The organism is Dyella sedimenti, assembly GCF_022760995.1.
Taxonomy (GTDB): Bacteria; Pseudomonadota; Gammaproteobacteria; order Xanthomonadales; family Rhodanobacteraceae; genus Dyella; species Dyella sedimenti.
In genome coordinates this window covers 338,670-355,406 of the sequence record NZ_JAKWJO010000003.1, presented here as the reverse complement: position 1 = coordinate 355,406, position 16,737 = coordinate 338,670, and the positions used below count along the sequence as shown (strand labels likewise).

Genomic DNA, 16,737 nt, shown 5'->3' with positions numbered 1-16,737 from the left:
AGACGGCAGCGGCATTTTTCCATGATAGGACATGCGGAGCGACGGGCACCTGCGGCTATGATGCTGCCGCGCGCACGGAATGGAGGCGCGGGCGGGATCGAAGCCATGCCGAAAACGCGAAGGCTCCATGAGGGCGGGCGCGCCGTGATCCGGTACCTTGCCGGCCGCGCGCCGCGCGGATGGCGGCTGGCCCTCCTGCTGCCCTGGCTCGTGCTGTTGCCGCTGGGGCTGGCGCGGGCCGAGGATCCGTGGGCACCGTTCGACGCGCCCTGGTTCGATCGCCTGGGCGTCAGCGACGGCCTGCCCCACTCGATCACTACCGCGCTCGCCCAGGACGAGCGCCAACTGGTCTGGATCGGCACCATGGCCGGCCTGGTGCGCTACGACGGTTACCGCATGCAGGTGTTCACCGCCACCGGCAACCCGGCCTATGGCCTGCCCGACGCCTATGTCCGCAGCCTGCTGGCCCTGCCCGACGGCAGTCTGCTGATCGGTACCAACGCCGGCGGATTGAGCCGGTTCGATCCCGCCGACAACCGCTTCCACAACTACCCCGTCGGCAAGGACGGCACCAGCGACGGCAAGATCTATGCGCTGGCGCGTGACGGCGACAGCGGCGCATGGATCGCCACCGAGCGCGGCCTGGACCACCTGGACCTGCGCAGCAACCGCATCACCGCCGTGCCCACCGGCAACGCCGCCGCGCCACGCAACTTCAGCGTGCTGCAGGACCATGCCGGCAACCTGTGGCTCGGCAACAACCTCGGCCTGTTCGTGCGCTATGTGGGCAGCCACGCCTTCGTGCGGCCGAGGCACCCGGCGGGCGACATCCACACCGTGCTGAGCGACGGCATCTGGGCCTTGCACGAGGACCGCGAGGGACGGCTCTGGGTGGGCAGCACGCGTTCCGGCGCGGCCTACCGTGATGCCGACGGGCGCTGGCAGGCGGTGGGCGGCTTCAGCGGCTATCGGCAGGATGGCGAGCGGCACCCCACCGTGCGGGACTTCCTGGAACTGAACGCCGACACCCTCTGGCTGGGCACCGATGGTGATGGCGTGCTGGCCTACACGCCCGGCAGCGACCATGTGCGCCCGATGCTGCACGACACGGCGATGCCCTCCTCGCTGCCGGGCAACGCCGTGCGCGCGCTGCTGCAGGACCATGCCGGCAATGTCTGGGTCGCCACGGACCTCGGCGTGGCGCGCCACGATCCCGACGCCCGCACCGCGTTCGCACTGCTGCCTTCCAGCCATGACGAGCGCACCCTCGCCAACACCAACGTGCGCGGCATCTATGTCGATACGCGGGGACGCATCTGGCTGGGCATGAGCGCCGGGCATATCGACGTGATCGATGTCGAGCACGGCGTGATCCGGCACCTGCAGCTCGGCGGCAGCCAGACCCGGCGCGACGTGCAGGCGTTCCATGAAATGCCCGACGGCGCGATCTGGGTCGGTACGCAGGGGTTGGCCCGCATCTCGCCCGACACGCTGGCGGTACAAGATTCGGCCATCCCCGCGCTCGACGACAAGCCGGTGCTGCACCTGCTGGGATACGACCGGCAATTGCTGATCGCGACGTACGACGGCGTGTACCGCTACGACACGCGAACCCGGGCGCTGGCACACATCGGGCACGATCCCAACGACCCGGACAGCCTGGCCAGCAATACGGTGCGGGCCATCGAGCGCATCGGCAACGCGGTCTGGTACCTCACCAGCCATGGCATCAGCATCGCCGGCGATGCGATGCAGAACCACGGCTTCCGCAACGTGCTGAACCAGCCGGACGATCCGTCCAGCTTGCCGAACAACCTGGTCAGTTCGATCGCCAGCGACCCGCAGGGCGCGCTGTGGATCGGCACCTACGGCGGGCTCGCCCTGCTCGAATCGCACGCCCCCGGCGAGCCGTTCCGCTTCCGCACCATCGGCGTGCCGCAAGGGCTGAGCAGCGAGAACATCAACGCCGTGCAGAGCGACGACCAGGGCAATGCCTGGGTCAGCCTGCCCAACGGAATCTCCCGCATCGACGGCACCACCCATGTCGCACGCAACCTGGGCAGCCGCGATGGCCTGCGCATCGCCAGCTACATCTATGCCGCCACGGCACGCGCGCCCAGCGGCGAGCTGCTGTTCGGCGGCCTGGGCGGGCTCACCGTGGTGCGCCCCGACTGGCGCCCGCCGGACCGTCCCGACGCGCCGCTGGCCATCACCTACGCCACGCTCAACGGCCAGCCCCTGCCGTTCGCCCGGCTGCCGCGCGCGGGCGAGACCCTGCGGCTGGGACCGCACAGCCGCAGCCTGCGCCTGGACTTCGCCCTGCTGGATTACCAGGCGCCCGCGGAAACCAGCTACAGCTACCGCATGATGGGTTTCGACGAGGAATGGACCGAGGTACCGCACGGCAGCCTGCCCTCCGTCATCTACACCAACCTGCCCCATGGGGATTACGCGCTGCAGCTGCGGGCGCAGACGCATGGCATGGAGCCGCGCGCCATCATGGCCACGATCGGCATCGCGGTCGAGCCGCGCTGGTACGAAACGCTCACCGCCCTGGTCGCGGGCGGCCTCCTGCTGTTGGCGGCGCTGGCCGGAGTTACCCAGTTGCGCACGCTCTACCTGCGGCGCCAGGCGCGCCAGCTGCAGCAGCAGATCGACGCGCACACCCGCGACCTGCTCAGCGCCAACCAGCGCCTGGACGAACTGGCCAGCACGGACGAGCTGACCGGCCTGTGCAACCGGCGGCGCTTCCTGCAGCTGGCCGAGGAGGTCCGCGGGCAGGCCGCCGACGGGAATGCCTGCGTCGCCCTGCTCGACCTGGACCACTTCAAGCAGATCAACGACACCTATGGCCACCTGGCGGGCGACGCGGTGATCCGCACCGCCGGCCGCATCGTGCGCGAACAGTGCCGCGAAGGCGACCTGGCCGGCCGCTACGGCGGCGAGGAACTGGTGGCCTGCCTGCCCGGCACGACGCTGGCGCAAGGCATGGAGGTGGCTGAACGGATCCGCCGGGCCCTGGCCGCCTCGCCCGTCGTGCACGAGGGACAATCCATCGCCATGACGGCGAGCATCGGCGTGGCCGCCTGGCGGGCCGGCGAGAGCCTGTCGCAATGGCTGTCGCGCGCCGACCGCGCGCTGTACGAGGCCAAGCACGGCGGGCGCAACCGCAGCGCGGCCGCGCCGTAGGGCTTGTTCGAGGTTGCCCCCCTCCCAGCCTCCCCTGCGACCGTAGGGGAGGGTTGGGGAGGGGTTCGACTCTCTCAGCCGCCCGATGGTGAACCGAGATACAAATGCCGGTAGATCGTGTAGCCCAGGCCCACCACGCCGGTGATCGCGGCGGGCACGTACAGGACGTGCTCCTGGAAGGCCATGAAGCCCAGCGCTCCCAGGGTGGCGCCGACGATGAAGTGGGAGGCCACCAGCAGGCACACGTGGATGCGCAGCCAGTCCACTTCCAGGCCGCGCAGGCGCTGGCCGAGGTAGATGCCCAGGTCGGTGAAGATGCCCGACAAGTGGGTGGTGCGGAAGGTGGCGCCGCTATAGGTGCTGACCATGGCGTTCTGCAGGCCGCAGGCGCCCGAGGCCAGGTACAGGCCGAGATCGCGGCCTTCGTGGATCAGCGGCGTGGCGGCGAACAGCAGCAGCGACTCGATCATCAGCACCACGCCGTAGCGGCGCCCGAGCTGCAAGGTGCGCTGCTGCACGATGAAGCCGCTCGCCACCGCGCCGATCAGGAACGACAGGATCGCCATCGCCCAATGCAGGATCTCGCCGGCGTCGAGCCGGGCCAGGGCCAGGCCAAGCTCCGTGCTGGTGCCGGTGAGGTGGGTGATCGGCTGGTGGCGGAAGCACAAGTAGCCGACCGCGTTGATGCAGCCGGCGATCAGGGCCAGCAGGCCGCCACCGACCCAGGCCCAGCGAGGCAGCTGACGCAGCATGGCGGGATCAGTTCTTGATGGGCTGGGTCTGGATCACCGGCAGGTCGCCGATCACGTCGGCTCCCTGCGGCGGCACGAAGTTGAAGGTGGCGGGCGGAATCTCGATGTTGCGCCGCCAGCCCGAGAAGCGGATGTCGGTGACCGCGCCCAGCTGGTCGCGGAACACCATGCGCGCCAGGCCGTTGGCATCGAAGCCGAGGTCGGCGTAGTCGAACTGCGGGTCCTTGGCCTTGGAGGTCAGGCGCAGCCAGGCCAGGCCGTCGTGCTCGCCCTGCTCGGCCACGTTGAAGTCCTTGTCCATCTGCTTGACGTCGGTGAGCACGGTGAGCGGGCTGTGCGACTCCTCCGCGCTCTGCACGCGCACCGTTACCTGCTGCAGGTCCGGGTCGTACAGCCACACGCGGCTGCCGTCGGCCACGATGGTTTGCCTGGACGGCGCCAGCGTTTCCCAGCGGAACTGCCGCGGCGCCTCCAGCGCGAGCGTGCCCGAGCTGGGCTTGCCCGGATCGCCGTTGGCGTCGCGGATGGTCTGCGCGAACGTACCGGTGAGCGAATGCAGCCCGCTGGTGAAGGTCTCCAGGCGCGCGCGCGCGGGACCCGCGGCGGCCTGGGCCAAGCTGGCCAACGCGAAAACGAAGGTGGCGGCAACGAGTAGAAGCGAGCGTTTCATGAATGCCCTGGAAAGGAGGCTGATGGGCGAATTTCGAGGTGTGTAAGTTTAATGGCAAATCGCCCGGATCTTTCAGCCGTCATGCCGGCGCAGGCCGGCATGACGAGCAAGCCGGCTCAGTTCTTCGGTGGCGGCGGCGCCAGCACCTCGCGGTTGCCGTTGTGCTGCGGGGCGCTCACCACGCCGTCCTGCTCCATCTGCTCGATCAGGCGCGCGGCGCGGTTGTAGCCGATGCGCAGGTGGCGCTGCACACCGGAGATCGAGGCGCGGCGCGTCTCGGTGACGATGCGCACGGCCTTGTCGTACAGCTGCGCATCGGCGTCGCCGCCTTCCTCGCCGTCCTGCGGCAGGCCCGAGTCGTTGATGAACTTGCCGTCGGCGGTGGCCTGCACCTCTTCCAGCACGCCCTCGATGTACTGTGGCGAGCCCTGCGCCCGCAGCCAGTTCACCACGTTGTGCACCTCGTGGTCGTCCACGAAGGCACCGTGCACGCGGTCCGGCGTGGCCGTGCCCGGCGGCAGGTAGAGCATGTCGCCGTGGCCCAGCAGTGTCTCCGCGCCGGACTGGTCGAGGATCGTGCGCGAGTCGATCTTGCTCGACACCTGGAAGGCGATGCGGGTGGGGATGTTGGCTTTGATGAGGCCGGTGATCACGTCCACCGACGGGCGCTGCGTGGCCAGTATCAGGTGCACGCCGGCGGCGCGCGCCTTTTGCGCCAGGCGGGCGATCAGTTCCTCGACCTTCTTGCCGACGATCATCATCATGTCGGCGAACTCGTCGATGATGATGACGATGTGGTACAGCGGTTCCAGCGGCTCGGCGGCGAGGTTGGGCATCTCCGGATTGGGGCGGAACAGCGGGTCCAGCAGCGGCTGGCCGGCGTTCTCCGCCTCCCTCACCTTCTTGTTGAAGCCGGCGAGGTTGCGCACGCCCACCGCGGCCATCAGCTTGTATCGGCGCTCCATCTCCGCCACGCACCAGCGCAGCGCGTTGGCGGCCTCCTTCATGTCGGTCACCACCGGCGCGAGCAGGTGCGGGATGCCCTCGTAGACCGAAAGCTCCAGCATCTTCGGGTCGATCATGATCATGCGAACGTCTTTCGGGCTGCTCTTGTAGAGCAGGCTCAGCACCATGGCGTTGACCGCCACGGACTTGCCCGAGCCGGTGGTGCCGGCCACCAGCAGGTGCGGCATCTTCGCCAGGTCGGCCACCGCGGGCCGGCCGGCGATGTCCTTGCCCAGCGCCAGCGCCAGCGGCGACTTCAGCTGGTCGTACTTGTCCGAGCGCAGGATCTCGGAGAGATAGACGATCTGCTTCTTGGCGTTGGGAATCTCCAGGCCGATCACGTTCTTGCCGGGGATCACGTCCACCACGCGCACGCTGACCACCGACAAGCCGCGCGCGATGTCCTTGTCCAGGCTGGACACCTGCGAGCCGCGCACGCCGGCGGCGGGCTCCAGCTCGAAGCGGGTGATGACCGGGCCGGGATAGGCGCCGACCACCCTGGCCTCGATGCGGAAATCCTTGAGCTTGAGCTCCACCTGGCGCGACAGCACCTCGAGCGTTTCCTCGGAATATCCCGGCCCCTGCGGCGGCGCCTCGTCCAGCAGCGACAGCGGCGGCAGCTCGCCCGGCATCGAGGCGCCGGTGAACAGCGGGATCTGCGTCTCCAGCCGGGCGCGCTCGCTCTTGACCACCGGTGCAGGCGGCGTCTCGATGCGCAGCGGCTCGCGCCTGGCCTGCTTGACGGCCTCGGTCTTCTTGACCACTTCGCGCTCGGCGCGGGCCTGACGGGCGGCCATCATTTCCGGGGCCTCGCGCAGCTTGCCGCCGAACCAGCCGGCGAGCTTGAGCACGCCCTGCCCGGTCAGGTCCATCACGCGGAACCACGACAGTCCGGTGGCCAGCGTCACCGCCACCAGGAACAAGGCCAGCAGCAGCAGCGGCGCGCCCTTGTCGCCCAGCGCATGCAGCAAGCCGCGACCCAGCCACAAACCGATGATGCCGCCTACGCCACCCGCGCCCTGCGGGGCGACATAGTCACGTTGAAAGATGATGTACAGCAGCGCCGGCGCGGTGATGAAGAAGAACACCGAGCCGATCAGGCGCAGGGAGGGCTCCCACGGCTGCACCCTACGCTCGCCGCGATGGCGCAGCACCTGCACGCCCAAAGCGAGCAGCAGCAGCGGAAAGCAATAGGAGACCAGGCCGAAGATGTAGCGCAGCACGTTGGCGATATTGGCTCCCACCTCGCCGCCGAAATTCCTGGTGTGCTCGGCGGTGCCCGCGTGGCCCCAGCTCGGGTCCTGGTCGTTGTAGCTGAACAGGCAGACCAACAGGTACAAGGCCAGGGGCAGCAGCAACAGGGCGCCGGCCTCGCGCAGACGGCGTTTCAGCTCCTCGCTGAGGCCCTCGCGCGGCTTTTCTTTCTTGACGTTCGCGCTACGCGCCACCGTGGTCCTTTTCCCGATTCTCTGGCGTAAGGCCGGCCACCCATGGAGGCGACCGGCCAGTGTTGCATCCGCCGAAACGACAGGGAGACCTTAGATCATGCCCTTGAGCGCCGGATGAACCAGCTCGCCGTTGTCGACGTTGATGCCCCCGCGCAGCGGTTCGAACTGGCGCCATTCGTTGCCGGCGGCCAGACGCTGCACGTAGGGAAGGATAGCCGCAGAGATCGCTACCGACGAGGTCTGCGGGACGGCACCCGGCATATTCGTGACGCAGAAGTGGGTTACGCCGTGCACGTCGTAGGTCGGCTCCTTCCAGGTGGTCGGGCGCGAGGTCTCGAAGCAGCCGCCCTGGTCGATGGAGATGTCCACCAGCACGCTGCCCTTCTCCATGGTCTTGACCATGTCCTCGGTGACCACGCGCGGCGCCTTGGCGCTGGGGATCAGCACGGCGCCGACCACCAGGTCGGCGGTGGCCACTTCCTCGGCCACGGTCGATTCGTAGGCATACAGGGCGGTGACGTTCGGACCCAGCGCCATCATCTCGGCCAGGCGGTCCTGGCGCTTGTCGAACACCACCACGTTGGCACCCGCGGCGGCGGCCAGCGCGGCGGCGTTGCCGCCCGCGGCGCCGGCGCCCAGCACCACCACCTTGCCGCGCGGCGTGGAGGCCATGCCGCCCAGCAGCTTGCCCTTGCCGCCCTCCGGGCGATGCAGCAGGGTGGTGCCGATCTGGGTGGCGATGCGGCCGGCGATCACCGACATCGGCAGCAGCAGCGGCAGGCCGCCGTTCTCCTCCACCGACTCGAACGCCACGCCGGTCAGGCCGATCTCGAGCAGGCGCCTGGTCAGCTCCGGCTCGGCGGCCAGGTGCAGGTAGCAGAACAGCAGGTGGTGCTTCTTGAGCAGGGCCAGGTCGCCGGCCACCGGCTCCTTCACCTTCACGATCAGCTCGCCCGCCTCGTACAGCGCGGCGGCGTCCGGCGCGATCTTCACGCCGACCTTGGCGTAGGCCTCGTCGGAGAAGCCGCTCTTCTCGCCGGCGCCGGACTGGATGAAGACGTCATGGCCGCGGCGCACCAGGTCGGCGGCGGCGGCGGGAATGAGGGCGACACGACCTTCGAGGGTCTTGGTTTCGGAAGGAATACCGATACGCATGGGGAGTGGATCCTGTGGGAGAAGCTTTGGGTGGCAACGACACCGGACCGGGCAACGATCCGACGAAACGCGAGGTACGGCGGCCTTGAATCGCCCGTGCGCCTTCCCCATCCTTGCGGGTTCGGACGCTTCGCCCGGACCTGCGACACGGCCTGAGGAAACCGCCGCAAGGGATGGAGCGAATGGCTGTTCAAGCCGCCAGCAAACCCGCAGGATTATAACCATGACGGACCGGCCGTTTTCACATTCCCGACACGCCGCATAAGCAGACCACTTTGCGCATGATTAGGAAAGTCAAAGGGATAGCCTGGCCTTAGGTGAAAACCAGCCAGTCCACCCCCATGATGGGCGACGCCGTCCACCCTTCGCCGGAGCCTGGTTGTCCGTCCGCGGCGGCCAGGCTCCCTCGCCCACCCGACCCTAAAAAGCAGATCGCCGCCCACGAGGCGGAGAGAAGGAACGCATGAACGCATCGACCAAGCACAGCCGCCTGCTGATCCTGGGCAGCGGTCCCGCCGGCTACACCGCCGCCGTCTACGCGGCCCGCGCCAACCTCAAGCCGACGCTGATCACCGGCCTGCAGCAGGGCGGCCAGCTGATGACCACCACCGAGGTGGACAACTGGCCGGGCGACGACAAGGGCGTGCAGGGACCGGAGCTGATGCAGCGCATGGCGCAGCATGCGGAGCGCTTCGAGACCCAGATGGTGTTCGACCACATCCACAGCGTGGACCTCAAGCAGCGGCCGTTCCGCCTCAAGGGCGACTCGGGCGAGTACACCTGCGACGCGCTGATCATCGCCACCGGCGCCACCGCCAAGTACCTCGGCATCGCCAGCGAGGAGCACTTCAAGGGCCGCGGCGTGTCCGCCTGCGCCACCTGCGACGGTTTCTTCTTCCGCGAGCAGGAAGTGGCGGTGATCGGCGGCGGCAACACCGCCGTCGAGGAGGCGCTGTACCTCGCCAACATCTGCAGCAAGGTCTACCTGATCCACCGCCGCGACAAGCTGCGCGCCGAGAAGATCATGCAGGACAAGCTGTTCGATAAGGCCGCTGCCGGCAAGATCGAGCTGGTGTGGAACCACTCGGTGGACGAGGTGCTGGGCGACGACTCCGGCGTCACCGGCGTGCGCGTGAAGGACGTCAACTCCGGTGCCACCCGCGACCTGCCGGTCACCGGCTTCTTCGTGGCGATCGGCCATACGCCCAACACTGGCATCTTCGACGGCCAACTGGACATGCACGACGGCTACATCAAGATCCGCAGCGGCCTTGCCGGCATGGCCACCATGACCTCGGTGCCGGGCGTGTTCGCCGCCGGCGACGTGGCCGACCACGTCTACCGCCAGGCGATCACCTCGGCCGGCTTCGGCTGCATGGCCGCGCTGGATGCCGAGCGCTGGCTGGACCAGCAGGGCCCGGCGAGCTGAACGCCTGCCCATCCCTCCAGTGCATGGATGCGCCGCACCCCTGCCCGTCATTCCGGCGCAGGCCGGAATGACGGCCTGTCCTTCAATCAACGGTCGTCGCGATGCGCCGGCATGACGACATGGCGTTGCGTTACTCTTGAATGACGTGATCGAAGCCCGCTTCCACGACAGCATCGAAACCATCCCCGCACCCGTGTGGGATGCGCTTCGCCCCGACGACAACCCGTTCGTCTCGCATGCCTTCCTGGCGCTGCTCGAGCGCACCGGCTGCATCCGCGCCGACTGGGGCTGGCGCGCGCACCATCTCGGCCTGTACGAGGACGGCGAACTCATCGCCGCCGCGCCGCTGTACCTGAAGGGCAACTCGCACGGCGAGTTCGTGTTCGACTGGAGCTGGGCCAGCGCATGGGAGCGCGCCGGCGGCGACTACTATCCCAAGCTGCTCAACGCCGTGCCCTACTCGCCCGTGCCCGGCCCGCGCCTGCTGGCCGGCAATGGTGCGCAGGCTCCATCGCGGCGGCAAGCCCTGGTATCGGCCATGGGCATGTTCGCCGAGCGCATGGGACTTTCCTCGGTGCACGCCAATTTCCTGCGCGAGGATGAACTCGCCGCCTTCGACGATGCCTGGCTGGCGCGTTCGGACGTGCAGTTCCATTGGCACAACGCGGGCTACGCGGATTTCGACGCCTTCCTGCACGCGCTGAACCACAAGAAGCGCAAGAACATTCGCCACGAGCGCGCCCAGGTCGAACGCAGCGACCTGGCCATCGCCATGCGCGGCGGGGCCGCGCTGAGCGCCGCCGAGTGGCGCCAGGTGCATGCGCTGTACGAGTCCACCTTCGACGCCAAGGGCAACCATGCCGCGCTCACCCGGCGCTTCTTCACCGCGCTGGGCGAGACGCTGGGCGATGCCGTACAACTGGCCCTGGCCCGCCGGGGTGAGGCGATCGTCGCGATGGCGCTGTTCCTGCAGAGCCACGACACCTTGTATGGGCGCTACTGGGGCGCCATCGAGGACGTACCCGGCCTGCACTTCGAGCTGTGCTACTACCAAGGCATCGAGCATGCCATCCGCCATGGCCTGCAACGCTTCGAACCGGGCGCGCAGGGCGAGCACAAGCTGGCCCGCGGTTTTCTTCCCACGCGCACGCATTCGCGCCACTACCTGGTCGATCCGGGCTTCCGCGAGGCGGTGCGCCAGGCGCTGCTGCACGAGGCCGAGGCCATCGACGACTACGCGCGGGAACTGGATACCCATAGTCCCTACGCCAAGATGGATGCCCCGTAGCGGTTCATCGCCTCGCACTGGATACGGCATCGGCCGCTTGACGGGCCTGCCGGTAGCCGATGGCCATGGAGGCCAGCCATGCGGCGCCGGCGACCGCGTGGAGGGCGATCATGCTAATCGGCGCGGCATGCCGCTAGCATGTGTCGCGTAGCGCTCGCGCCCCAAGGTTCTCCGCAGACCCCGACGATGATCCGACTGCCCCTGCTCGATTCGGCCAAGCCGGAGCATTTCCCCGATCCGCGCAAGGCATTGAACGAGCCGAACGGCCTGCTGGCGTTCGGCGGCGACCTGTCGCCCCGACGGCTGCTGGCCGCCTACGCCCAGGGCATCTTCCCCTGGTTCAACGAGGACGAGCCGCTCTTGTGGTGGTCGCCCGACCCACGCTGCGTGTTCCACACCGCTGCGCTCAAGGTCAACCGCAACCTGCGCCGCCGGCTGGCCCGGGTCTCCTGGCGGATCACCGTGGACCATGCGTTCCGCGAGGTGGTGGACGCCTGCGCCGCCCCGCGCCCCGGCCAGGCGGGCACCTGGATCGTGCCGGCCATGGTCGAGGCCTATACCCGCCTGCATGAGCTTGGCCATGCGCACAGCGTCGAGGTATGGGAGGGCGAGCGGCTGGTCGGCGGCGTCTATGGCATCGCGGTGGGACGGCTGTTCTGCGGCGAATCGATGTTCAGCCGCGAAAGCGGCGGCTCCCGTGCGGCGCTGACGGCGCTCGCGCAGCTGCTGCACCGCTGGGACTACCCGCTGATCGACGCGCAGGTGACCAACCCGCACCTGCTGCAGCTGGGCGCGGTGGAATATCCCCGCCCCCAGTTCCTGCGCATGATCGCCCAGCTCACCCAGCTGCCCGGCCAGCCCGGCAGCTGGGCCGCGTTCACGCCGCTGGCGCAGTTGCGGCCGGTTGCGCCATAGCTCACCGGCGCCCCGTCACGCGCCGGCGATGAAGCCCCAGCCTTGAAGCAGCTCGTGCACGCCGTTGATGGCGAACTGCACGCCGATGCACACCAGCAGGAAGCCCATCAGGCGCGACAGCGCGTCGATGCCCGTCTCGCCGAGGACACGCATGATCCTGGCCGCGCCGCGCAGGCACAGCCAGAAGATCAGCGCGAACAGCAGCGTCGTAGTGGCGACGGCCAGGTGCACGACCAGCGGGCCGGCCTGCCCGGCGGGCAGGGACGAGGCGGCGCTGATGACGAAGGCGATGGTGCCCGGTCCGGTGGTGCACGGCATGGTCAGCGGAATGAAGGCGACGTCCTGCAATTTCGCCGGCGATCCATGCGCGGCCATCTCGGCCTGGACCTCGTCCTCCGCCGCCCGCGCCGGCGGGAACAGCATGCCGAAGCCGATATAGGCCACGATCAGGCCGCCGGCCAGGCGCAGCCCGGGAATCGAGATGCCGAAGCCGCGGATTACCGCGTTGCCGGCGTAGAAGCACACCAGCAGTACGATCGCCACGTAGAGCGTGGCCCGGTTGATCTGCCGGTTTCGCTCCGCTTGCGGGTAGCGGCCGGTGAGTGCCAGCAGCACGGTGGCGCTGGTCACCGGGTTGGCGATGGGCAGCAGGCCCAGCAGGCCGAACGCGACGTAATCGAGGAAGAGGTTCATGTGCCTCCCGCAGGCCTACGGCAGGAGCCAAGCCTAGCGAACCCTCCCGGGCGGGGAGAAGTGCCCGCGATCACGCCTCCAGCCGCTCGTCCATGCCGATCGCCTTCAGCTCGGCATAGTGCCGCAGGAACAGCGCCACGATGGCCGGATCGAGCTGGCTGCCGGCGGCGTTGCGCAGGTACGCCAGCACCTCCTCCTCGGGCCAGGCCGGCTTGTAGACGCGCGGGAAGCTCAGCGCATCCCATACGTCCACCACGCTGAAGAGGCGCGCCGCCAGCGGGATCTCCTCACCACGCAGGCCGCGCGGGTAGCCGGTGCCGTCCCAGCGCTCATGGTGGGCGTAGGGAATGTCCACGGCCGGGCGCAAGAAGGGCGTGCGCATCAGCAAGTCCCGACCCAGCGCCGGATGCGTTCGCATCAGCGCCGTTTCCTCCGCCGTGAGCGGGCCAGGCTTGATCAGGATGGCATCCGGCAGGGCCAGCTTGCCGATGTCGTGCAGCAGCGCGCCGAAGCGCACGTGGCGCAGGGCGTCGCCATCCAGCCCGGCGCAGCGCGCCAGCGCCACCGTCATGCGCATCACGCGCTCAGAATGGTCGCTGGTTTCCTTGTGGCGCGCGTCCATCGCCGACACCAGGGCGCGCAGCGACTGCTCGTTGCCGGTGAGCAGCAAATGGTTGAGGCGATCCAGGCGCTGCATGTCGCGTCCGATCAGCCAATACAGCAGCAGGCCCGTGCACAGCACGTACAAGGTGCCCTTGAGGGTCTGCAGCAGGCTCTGCAGGCGCTCGTCGGACACCAGCGAGGACAGCAGGCGGTCGGAAAGGAAGATCCACGCCAGGGCCAGCGTGACATAGATGAACACGATGCGAATTTGCGGCTTGAGCCTCACCGATCCCCCCCGCCGTCCCAGCACTTGTCTCCTGGCGGGGGGCGCCGGCGAGCATACCCGCAGACGGAAGGCCGTGGGCAACGCTGAGATCGTGAACAGGCTCTTAGCCCTCTTCCGGCTCGATCAGCACATCCACGCTCTGCCCGGGATCCACCCCGGCCGCCTCTTCCAACTGCAGCCAGAACGCACCGCCCCGCTCGACCACAGCACCATGGAAATCACGCCCGTTGAGGCTGCCGCGGACACGGTGCCCATGGCCGCATTTCCACAGCGGACGCGCCGGCGTGGACCACTGGCTGACCGGATCGAACGGCAAGAGCACCAGCCATGGCTGGTGGCCGCCCTGCACGATGGCGCGAAACGCAACGGCACGATGCCTGCCCATGCCCCGTCCCCCTTCAGCGGGTCCCCGCCGTGAAGATAACGGAAGCCGGCCTGCCGGTGCGAGGGTGCAGCGGCTCGTGCAGGGCGGTCAGGCGCAGGCCCGCGACGGTAAAGGCGTCCAGCCATCCGCCAAGGGTGCGGAAATACCAGGGCGCCGGGTCGCCGAACCCCTCGCCGCAGCCGGCCCATGAGCCCTCGCGCCAGCCGTCCCGGTAGGGCTGGACGCCGGCATACCAAGGATGCAGCGTCTGCACCAGCAGCGCCCCGCCCGGCTCCAGCAAGGCGGGTACGGCGGCCAACAGGCCGTCCACGGAAGCCGCGCCCAGCAGGGAGAAATTGCATACCACCACGTCGGCGCGCCGCCTGAGCGCCCCGCCCGCCACCTCGGCGTAGGACATGACCTGGAACGAGCCGCCGCCCTGGGCCTGGGCCGCCTCGACCAGGGCCGGCACCGCATCCACGCCGGTGACGTCGACGCCGTGCGCCGCCAGGGCCCGTGCCAGCCAGCCCTCGCCGCAGCCGAAGTCGATCGCGGTGCGCGGCGCGCGCGCCAGCACGGCCTCGACGATGGCGCGGTCGGTCGCCAGGCGGCGGCTCTCGATGCCGCCCGCGCGCACGGCGCGCGTCCAGGGCGTGGCGTTGGCGTGCCAGGCGTCGAGGATCAGCGATTCGCCCGGGCCGCCGATGGCCATGCGCCCGTCAGCCCACCCGGCTGGCGTACTTGTTGGCGACGTAGTCGTCGAGGATGCCGATGAACTCATGGGCAATGTTGTCGCCGCGCAGGGTCATCGCCTTCTCGCCGTCGATGAACACCGGCGCAGAGGGCGCCTCGCCGTTGCCGGGCAGCGAGATGCCGATGTTGGCGTGCTTGGATTCGCCCGGCCCATTCACCACGCAGCCCATCACCGCCAGCGTGAGGTTCTCCACGCCGTCGTACTTCACCCGCCACACCGGCATCTGCTCGCGCACGTGCGCCTGCACCGTGCGCGCCAGTTCCTGGAAGAACTCGCTGGTGGTGCGTCCGCAGCCCGGGCAGGCGGTCACCAGCGGGGTGAACGCGCGCAGGCCCATGGTCTGCAGCAGCTCCTGCGCCACGATCACCTCGCCGGTGCGCGAAGCGCCCGGCTCGGGGGTGAGCGAGATGCGGATGGTGTCGCCGATGCCTTCCTGCAGCAGCACCGCCAGCGCCGCCGACGAGGCGGTGATGCCCTTGGAGCCCATGCCCGCCTCGGTCAGGCCCAGGTGCAGGGCGTAGTCGCAGCGCGCGGCGATGTCGCGGTACACCGCGATCAGCTCCTGCACGCCGGAGACCTTGCACGAGAGAATGATGCGCTCGCGCGGCAGACCCAGTTCCTCGGCGCGCCGGGCCGAATCCAGCGCCGAGCGGATCAGCGCCTCGCGCGCCACGTGGGAGGCGTCCCACGGCTCGGCGCGTTTGGCGTTCTCGTCCATCAGGGTGGCGACCATGCTCTGGTCCAGCGAGCCCCAGTTGGCGCCGATGCGCACTGGCTTGCCGTACTGGATGGCCTTCTCGATGATCGCGCCGAACTGGCTGTCTTTCTTCTTGCCGAAACCCACGTTGCCGGGATTGATGCGGTACTTGGCCAGCGCCTCGGCGCAGCCCGGCTCGGCCTCCAGCAACTGGTGGCCGTTGTAGTGGAAGTCGCCGATGATCGGCACGTCCACGCCCATCATGGCCAGCCGGTCGCGGATGCGCGGCACGGCGGCGGCGGCGGCGGGCGTGTTGACCGTGATGCGCACCAACTCGGAGCCGGCGCGCGCCAGTTCGGCGATCTGCCTGGCGGTGCCGACCGGGTCCTCGGTGTCGGTGTTGGTCATCGACTGCACCACGATGGGCGCGCCGCCGCCCACGGTGATCTTGCCGATCTGTACGCCCACGCTGGGGCGGCGGGACTCGGGCTGGGCGGAACGCGGGGAGGGAGACTGGTCGCTCATGGGAAGTCGGGATCGCGCACTTGAGCCGCGGACGATGGCGGCAACCGCCACAGCATAACCGAATGGCGCCCGGGCGCCCCAGCAAGCCCCCAGTACGGTTCAGCGATGCGGCAAAACCGCGCACGACGGCCATTCCCGGCCCGCGAGCGAGGATCATGGCGGCACGGAAACGAGCTCGGACCAGGAGGCCTAGCACTTATGTTGCAGACTTATTTCCGCCAGGAAGGCGCTCATCCCATGTCGCCCTCCCCCTCTTGCGCCGGTTGCGGCCACGCCTCGGTGTGCCAGGCCAGCGGCTACGACCGGGCCGAACTGTCGGGCCTGCGCCATATCGCCGAGCGCATCGGACCGCTGCGCACCGGCGAGTACCTGTACCGCCCCATGTCGCCGTTCCGCGCCATCTACGCCGTGCAGTCGGGCATGGCCAAGACGGTGGCGGTGGATATCGCGGGACGCGAGCAGGTGTTGGCCTTCCACCTGCCCGGCGAGCTGATCGGGCTGGATGCCATCGACCGCGAGTTCCATGACAACGCGGTGGTCGCCCTGGGCAAGACCCAGTTCTGCCGCTTCCCGTTCCAGGCGGTCCGCCAGATCTCGGCCGAGCAGCCGGAGGTGCCCTGGCACCTGATGCAGGCGGCCAGCCAGCGCATTTCCCGCCTGCAGCTCAGCGGCGGCAACTACCTGGCCGAGGAACGCTTCGCCGCCTTCCTGGTCGACATGCGCGACCGCCGCGCCCTGCTGGGCCTGTCGGCCGACTACCTGCCGCTGCCCATGTCGCGCGCGGACATCGGCAACCACCTGCGCCTCACCACGGAAACCGTGAGCCGCCTGCTCGGCCGCTTCCGCCAGCGCGAACTGATCGCGCTGGACCGCCAGGGCCTGCACGTGCTGGACCTGCGCACGCTGCGCGAGCTGGGCCAGTCGCTGCTGATGAACTAGGCCGGTGCCGGCGGGAGCGTGCCCG

14 protein-coding genes are annotated in these 16,737 nt (G+C 69.0%); 5 read left to right on the top strand and 9 right to left on the bottom strand.

Going from position 1 to position 16,737, the window contains the following annotated elements:
• The first annotated feature begins 144 nt into the window (after positions 1-144).
• Positions 145-3,189 (top strand): ligand-binding sensor domain-containing diguanylate cyclase, encoded by a 3,045-nt coding sequence (locus MJ605_RS09270; RefSeq protein ID WP_243041146.1) that lies wholly within the window; start codon positions 145-147, stop codon positions 3,187-3,189.
• Positions 3,190-3,263: 74 nt separating this feature from the next.
• On the opposite strand, the gene MJ605_RS09265 is transcribed toward MJ605_RS09270, so the two are convergent.
• The 4 genes from MJ605_RS09265 to MJ605_RS09250 form a co-directional block, all read right to left on the bottom strand.
• Entirely contained in the window at positions 3,264-3,941 is a 678-nt protein-coding gene (locus MJ605_RS09265) for a YoaK family protein (RefSeq protein WP_243041145.1), read from the bottom strand.
• Between the two features lie 7 nt (positions 3,942-3,948).
• Positions 3,949-4,611: an outer membrane lipoprotein periplasmic chaperone LolA gene (gene lolA / locus MJ605_RS09260; RefSeq protein WP_243041144.1), complete on the bottom strand. Its 663-nt coding sequence runs from the start codon at positions 4,609-4,611 to the stop codon at positions 3,949-3,951.
• Between the two features lie 116 nt (positions 4,612-4,727).
• Positions 4,728-7,064: a DNA translocase FtsK gene (locus MJ605_RS09255; RefSeq protein WP_243041143.1), complete on the bottom strand. Its 2,337-nt coding sequence runs from the start codon at positions 7,062-7,064 to the stop codon at positions 4,728-4,730.
• Between the two features lie 90 nt (positions 7,065-7,154).
• Positions 7,155-8,219 (bottom strand): alanine dehydrogenase, encoded by a 1,065-nt coding sequence (locus tag MJ605_RS09250; protein WP_243041142.1) that lies wholly within the window; start codon positions 8,217-8,219, stop codon positions 7,155-7,157.
• A 463-nt stretch (positions 8,220-8,682) separates the two neighbouring features.
• On the opposite strand from MJ605_RS09250, the gene trxB reads away from it, so the two are divergent.
• From trxB to aat, 3 genes are all read left to right on the top strand, one after another.
• A complete protein-coding gene (gene trxB, locus MJ605_RS09245) occupies positions 8,683-9,648 on the top strand; it encodes a thioredoxin-disulfide reductase (RefSeq protein ID WP_243041141.1) in 966 nt (321 codons plus the stop codon).
• Between the two features lie 145 nt (positions 9,649-9,793).
• On the top strand, positions 9,794-10,936 hold the full coding sequence (locus MJ605_RS09240; protein ID WP_243041378.1) for a GNAT family N-acetyltransferase: 1,143 nt from the start codon (positions 9,794-9,796) through the stop codon (positions 10,934-10,936).
• A 186-nt stretch (positions 10,937-11,122) separates the two neighbouring features.
• Positions 11,123-11,851 (top strand): leucyl/phenylalanyl-tRNA--protein transferase, encoded by a 729-nt coding sequence (gene aat / locus MJ605_RS09235; protein WP_243041140.1) that lies wholly within the window; start codon positions 11,123-11,125, stop codon positions 11,849-11,851.
• A 15-nt stretch (positions 11,852-11,866) separates the two neighbouring features.
• Here aat and MJ605_RS09230 read toward each other — a convergent pair whose 3' ends face one another.
• The 5 genes from MJ605_RS09230 to ispG form a co-directional block, all read right to left on the bottom strand.
• Positions 11,867-12,544 (bottom strand): MarC family NAAT transporter, encoded by a 678-nt coding sequence (locus tag MJ605_RS09230; RefSeq protein WP_243041138.1) that lies wholly within the window; start codon positions 12,542-12,544, stop codon positions 11,867-11,869.
• A gap of 70 nt (positions 12,545-12,614) precedes the next feature.
• Positions 12,615-13,433: an HD-GYP domain-containing protein gene (locus MJ605_RS09225; RefSeq protein ID WP_243041137.1), complete on the bottom strand. Its 819-nt coding sequence runs from the start codon at positions 13,431-13,433 to the stop codon at positions 12,615-12,617.
• Positions 13,434-13,536: 103 nt separating this feature from the next.
• The gene (locus tag MJ605_RS09220) at positions 13,537-13,818 is read right to left on the bottom strand and encodes a DUF1905 domain-containing protein (protein WP_243041136.1); all 282 of its coding nucleotides are present in this window, start codon (positions 13,816-13,818) and stop codon (positions 13,537-13,539) included.
• Between the two features lie 13 nt (positions 13,819-13,831).
• Positions 13,832-14,509 (bottom strand): class I SAM-dependent methyltransferase, encoded by a 678-nt coding sequence (locus tag MJ605_RS09215; protein ID WP_243041135.1) that lies wholly within the window; start codon positions 14,507-14,509, stop codon positions 13,832-13,834.
• A gap of 7 nt (positions 14,510-14,516) precedes the next feature.
• A complete protein-coding gene (gene ispG / locus MJ605_RS09210) occupies positions 14,517-15,773 on the bottom strand; it encodes a flavodoxin-dependent (E)-4-hydroxy-3-methylbut-2-enyl-diphosphate synthase (RefSeq protein ID WP_243041134.1) in 1,257 nt (418 codons plus the stop codon).
• A gap of 237 nt (positions 15,774-16,010) precedes the next feature.
• Here ispG and MJ605_RS09205 point away from each other — a divergent pair, with 237 nt between their 5' ends.
• Positions 16,011-16,712, top strand: a complete 702-nt coding sequence (locus MJ605_RS09205; RefSeq protein WP_243041133.1) for a helix-turn-helix domain-containing protein — start codon at positions 16,011-16,013, stop codon at positions 16,710-16,712.
• Positions 16,713-16,737: the final 25 nt, after the last annotated feature.

What these genes read in the sequence shown, in the direction of transcription:
- lolA (WP_243041144.1), bottom strand. Translation starts at nt 4,611, where the DNA reads ATGAAACGCTCGCTTCTACTCGTTGCCGCCACCTTCGTTTTCGCGTTG.
- ispG (WP_243041134.1), bottom strand. Translation starts at nt 15,773, where the DNA reads ATGAGCGACCAGTCTCCCTCCCCGCGTTCCGCCCAGCCCGAGTCCCGC.
- trxB (WP_243041141.1), top strand. Translation starts at nt 8,683, where the DNA reads ATGAACGCATCGACCAAGCACAGCCGCCTGCTGATCCTGGGCAGCGGT.
- MJ605_RS09230 (WP_243041138.1), bottom strand. Translation starts at nt 12,544, where the DNA reads ATGAACCTCTTCCTCGATTACGTCGCGTTCGGCCTGCTGGGCCTGCTG.
- MJ605_RS09250 (WP_243041142.1), bottom strand. Translation starts at nt 8,219, where the DNA reads ATGCGTATCGGTATTCCTTCCGAAACCAAGACCCTCGAAGGTCGTGTC.
- MJ605_RS09265 (WP_243041145.1), bottom strand. Translation starts at nt 3,941, where the DNA reads ATGCTGCGTCAGCTGCCTCGCTGGGCCTGGGTCGGTGGCGGCCTGCTG.
- MJ605_RS09220 (WP_243041136.1), bottom strand. Translation starts at nt 13,818, where the DNA reads ATGGGCAGGCATCGTGCCGTTGCGTTTCGCGCCATCGTGCAGGGCGGC.
- MJ605_RS09205 (WP_243041133.1), top strand. Translation starts at nt 16,011, where the DNA reads ATGTCGCCCTCCCCCTCTTGCGCCGGTTGCGGCCACGCCTCGGTGTGC.
- MJ605_RS09215 (WP_243041135.1), bottom strand. Translation starts at nt 14,509, where the DNA reads ATGGCCATCGGCGGCCCGGGCGAATCGCTGATCCTCGACGCCTGGCAC.
- aat (WP_243041140.1), top strand. Translation starts at nt 11,123, where the DNA reads ATGATCCGACTGCCCCTGCTCGATTCGGCCAAGCCGGAGCATTTCCCC.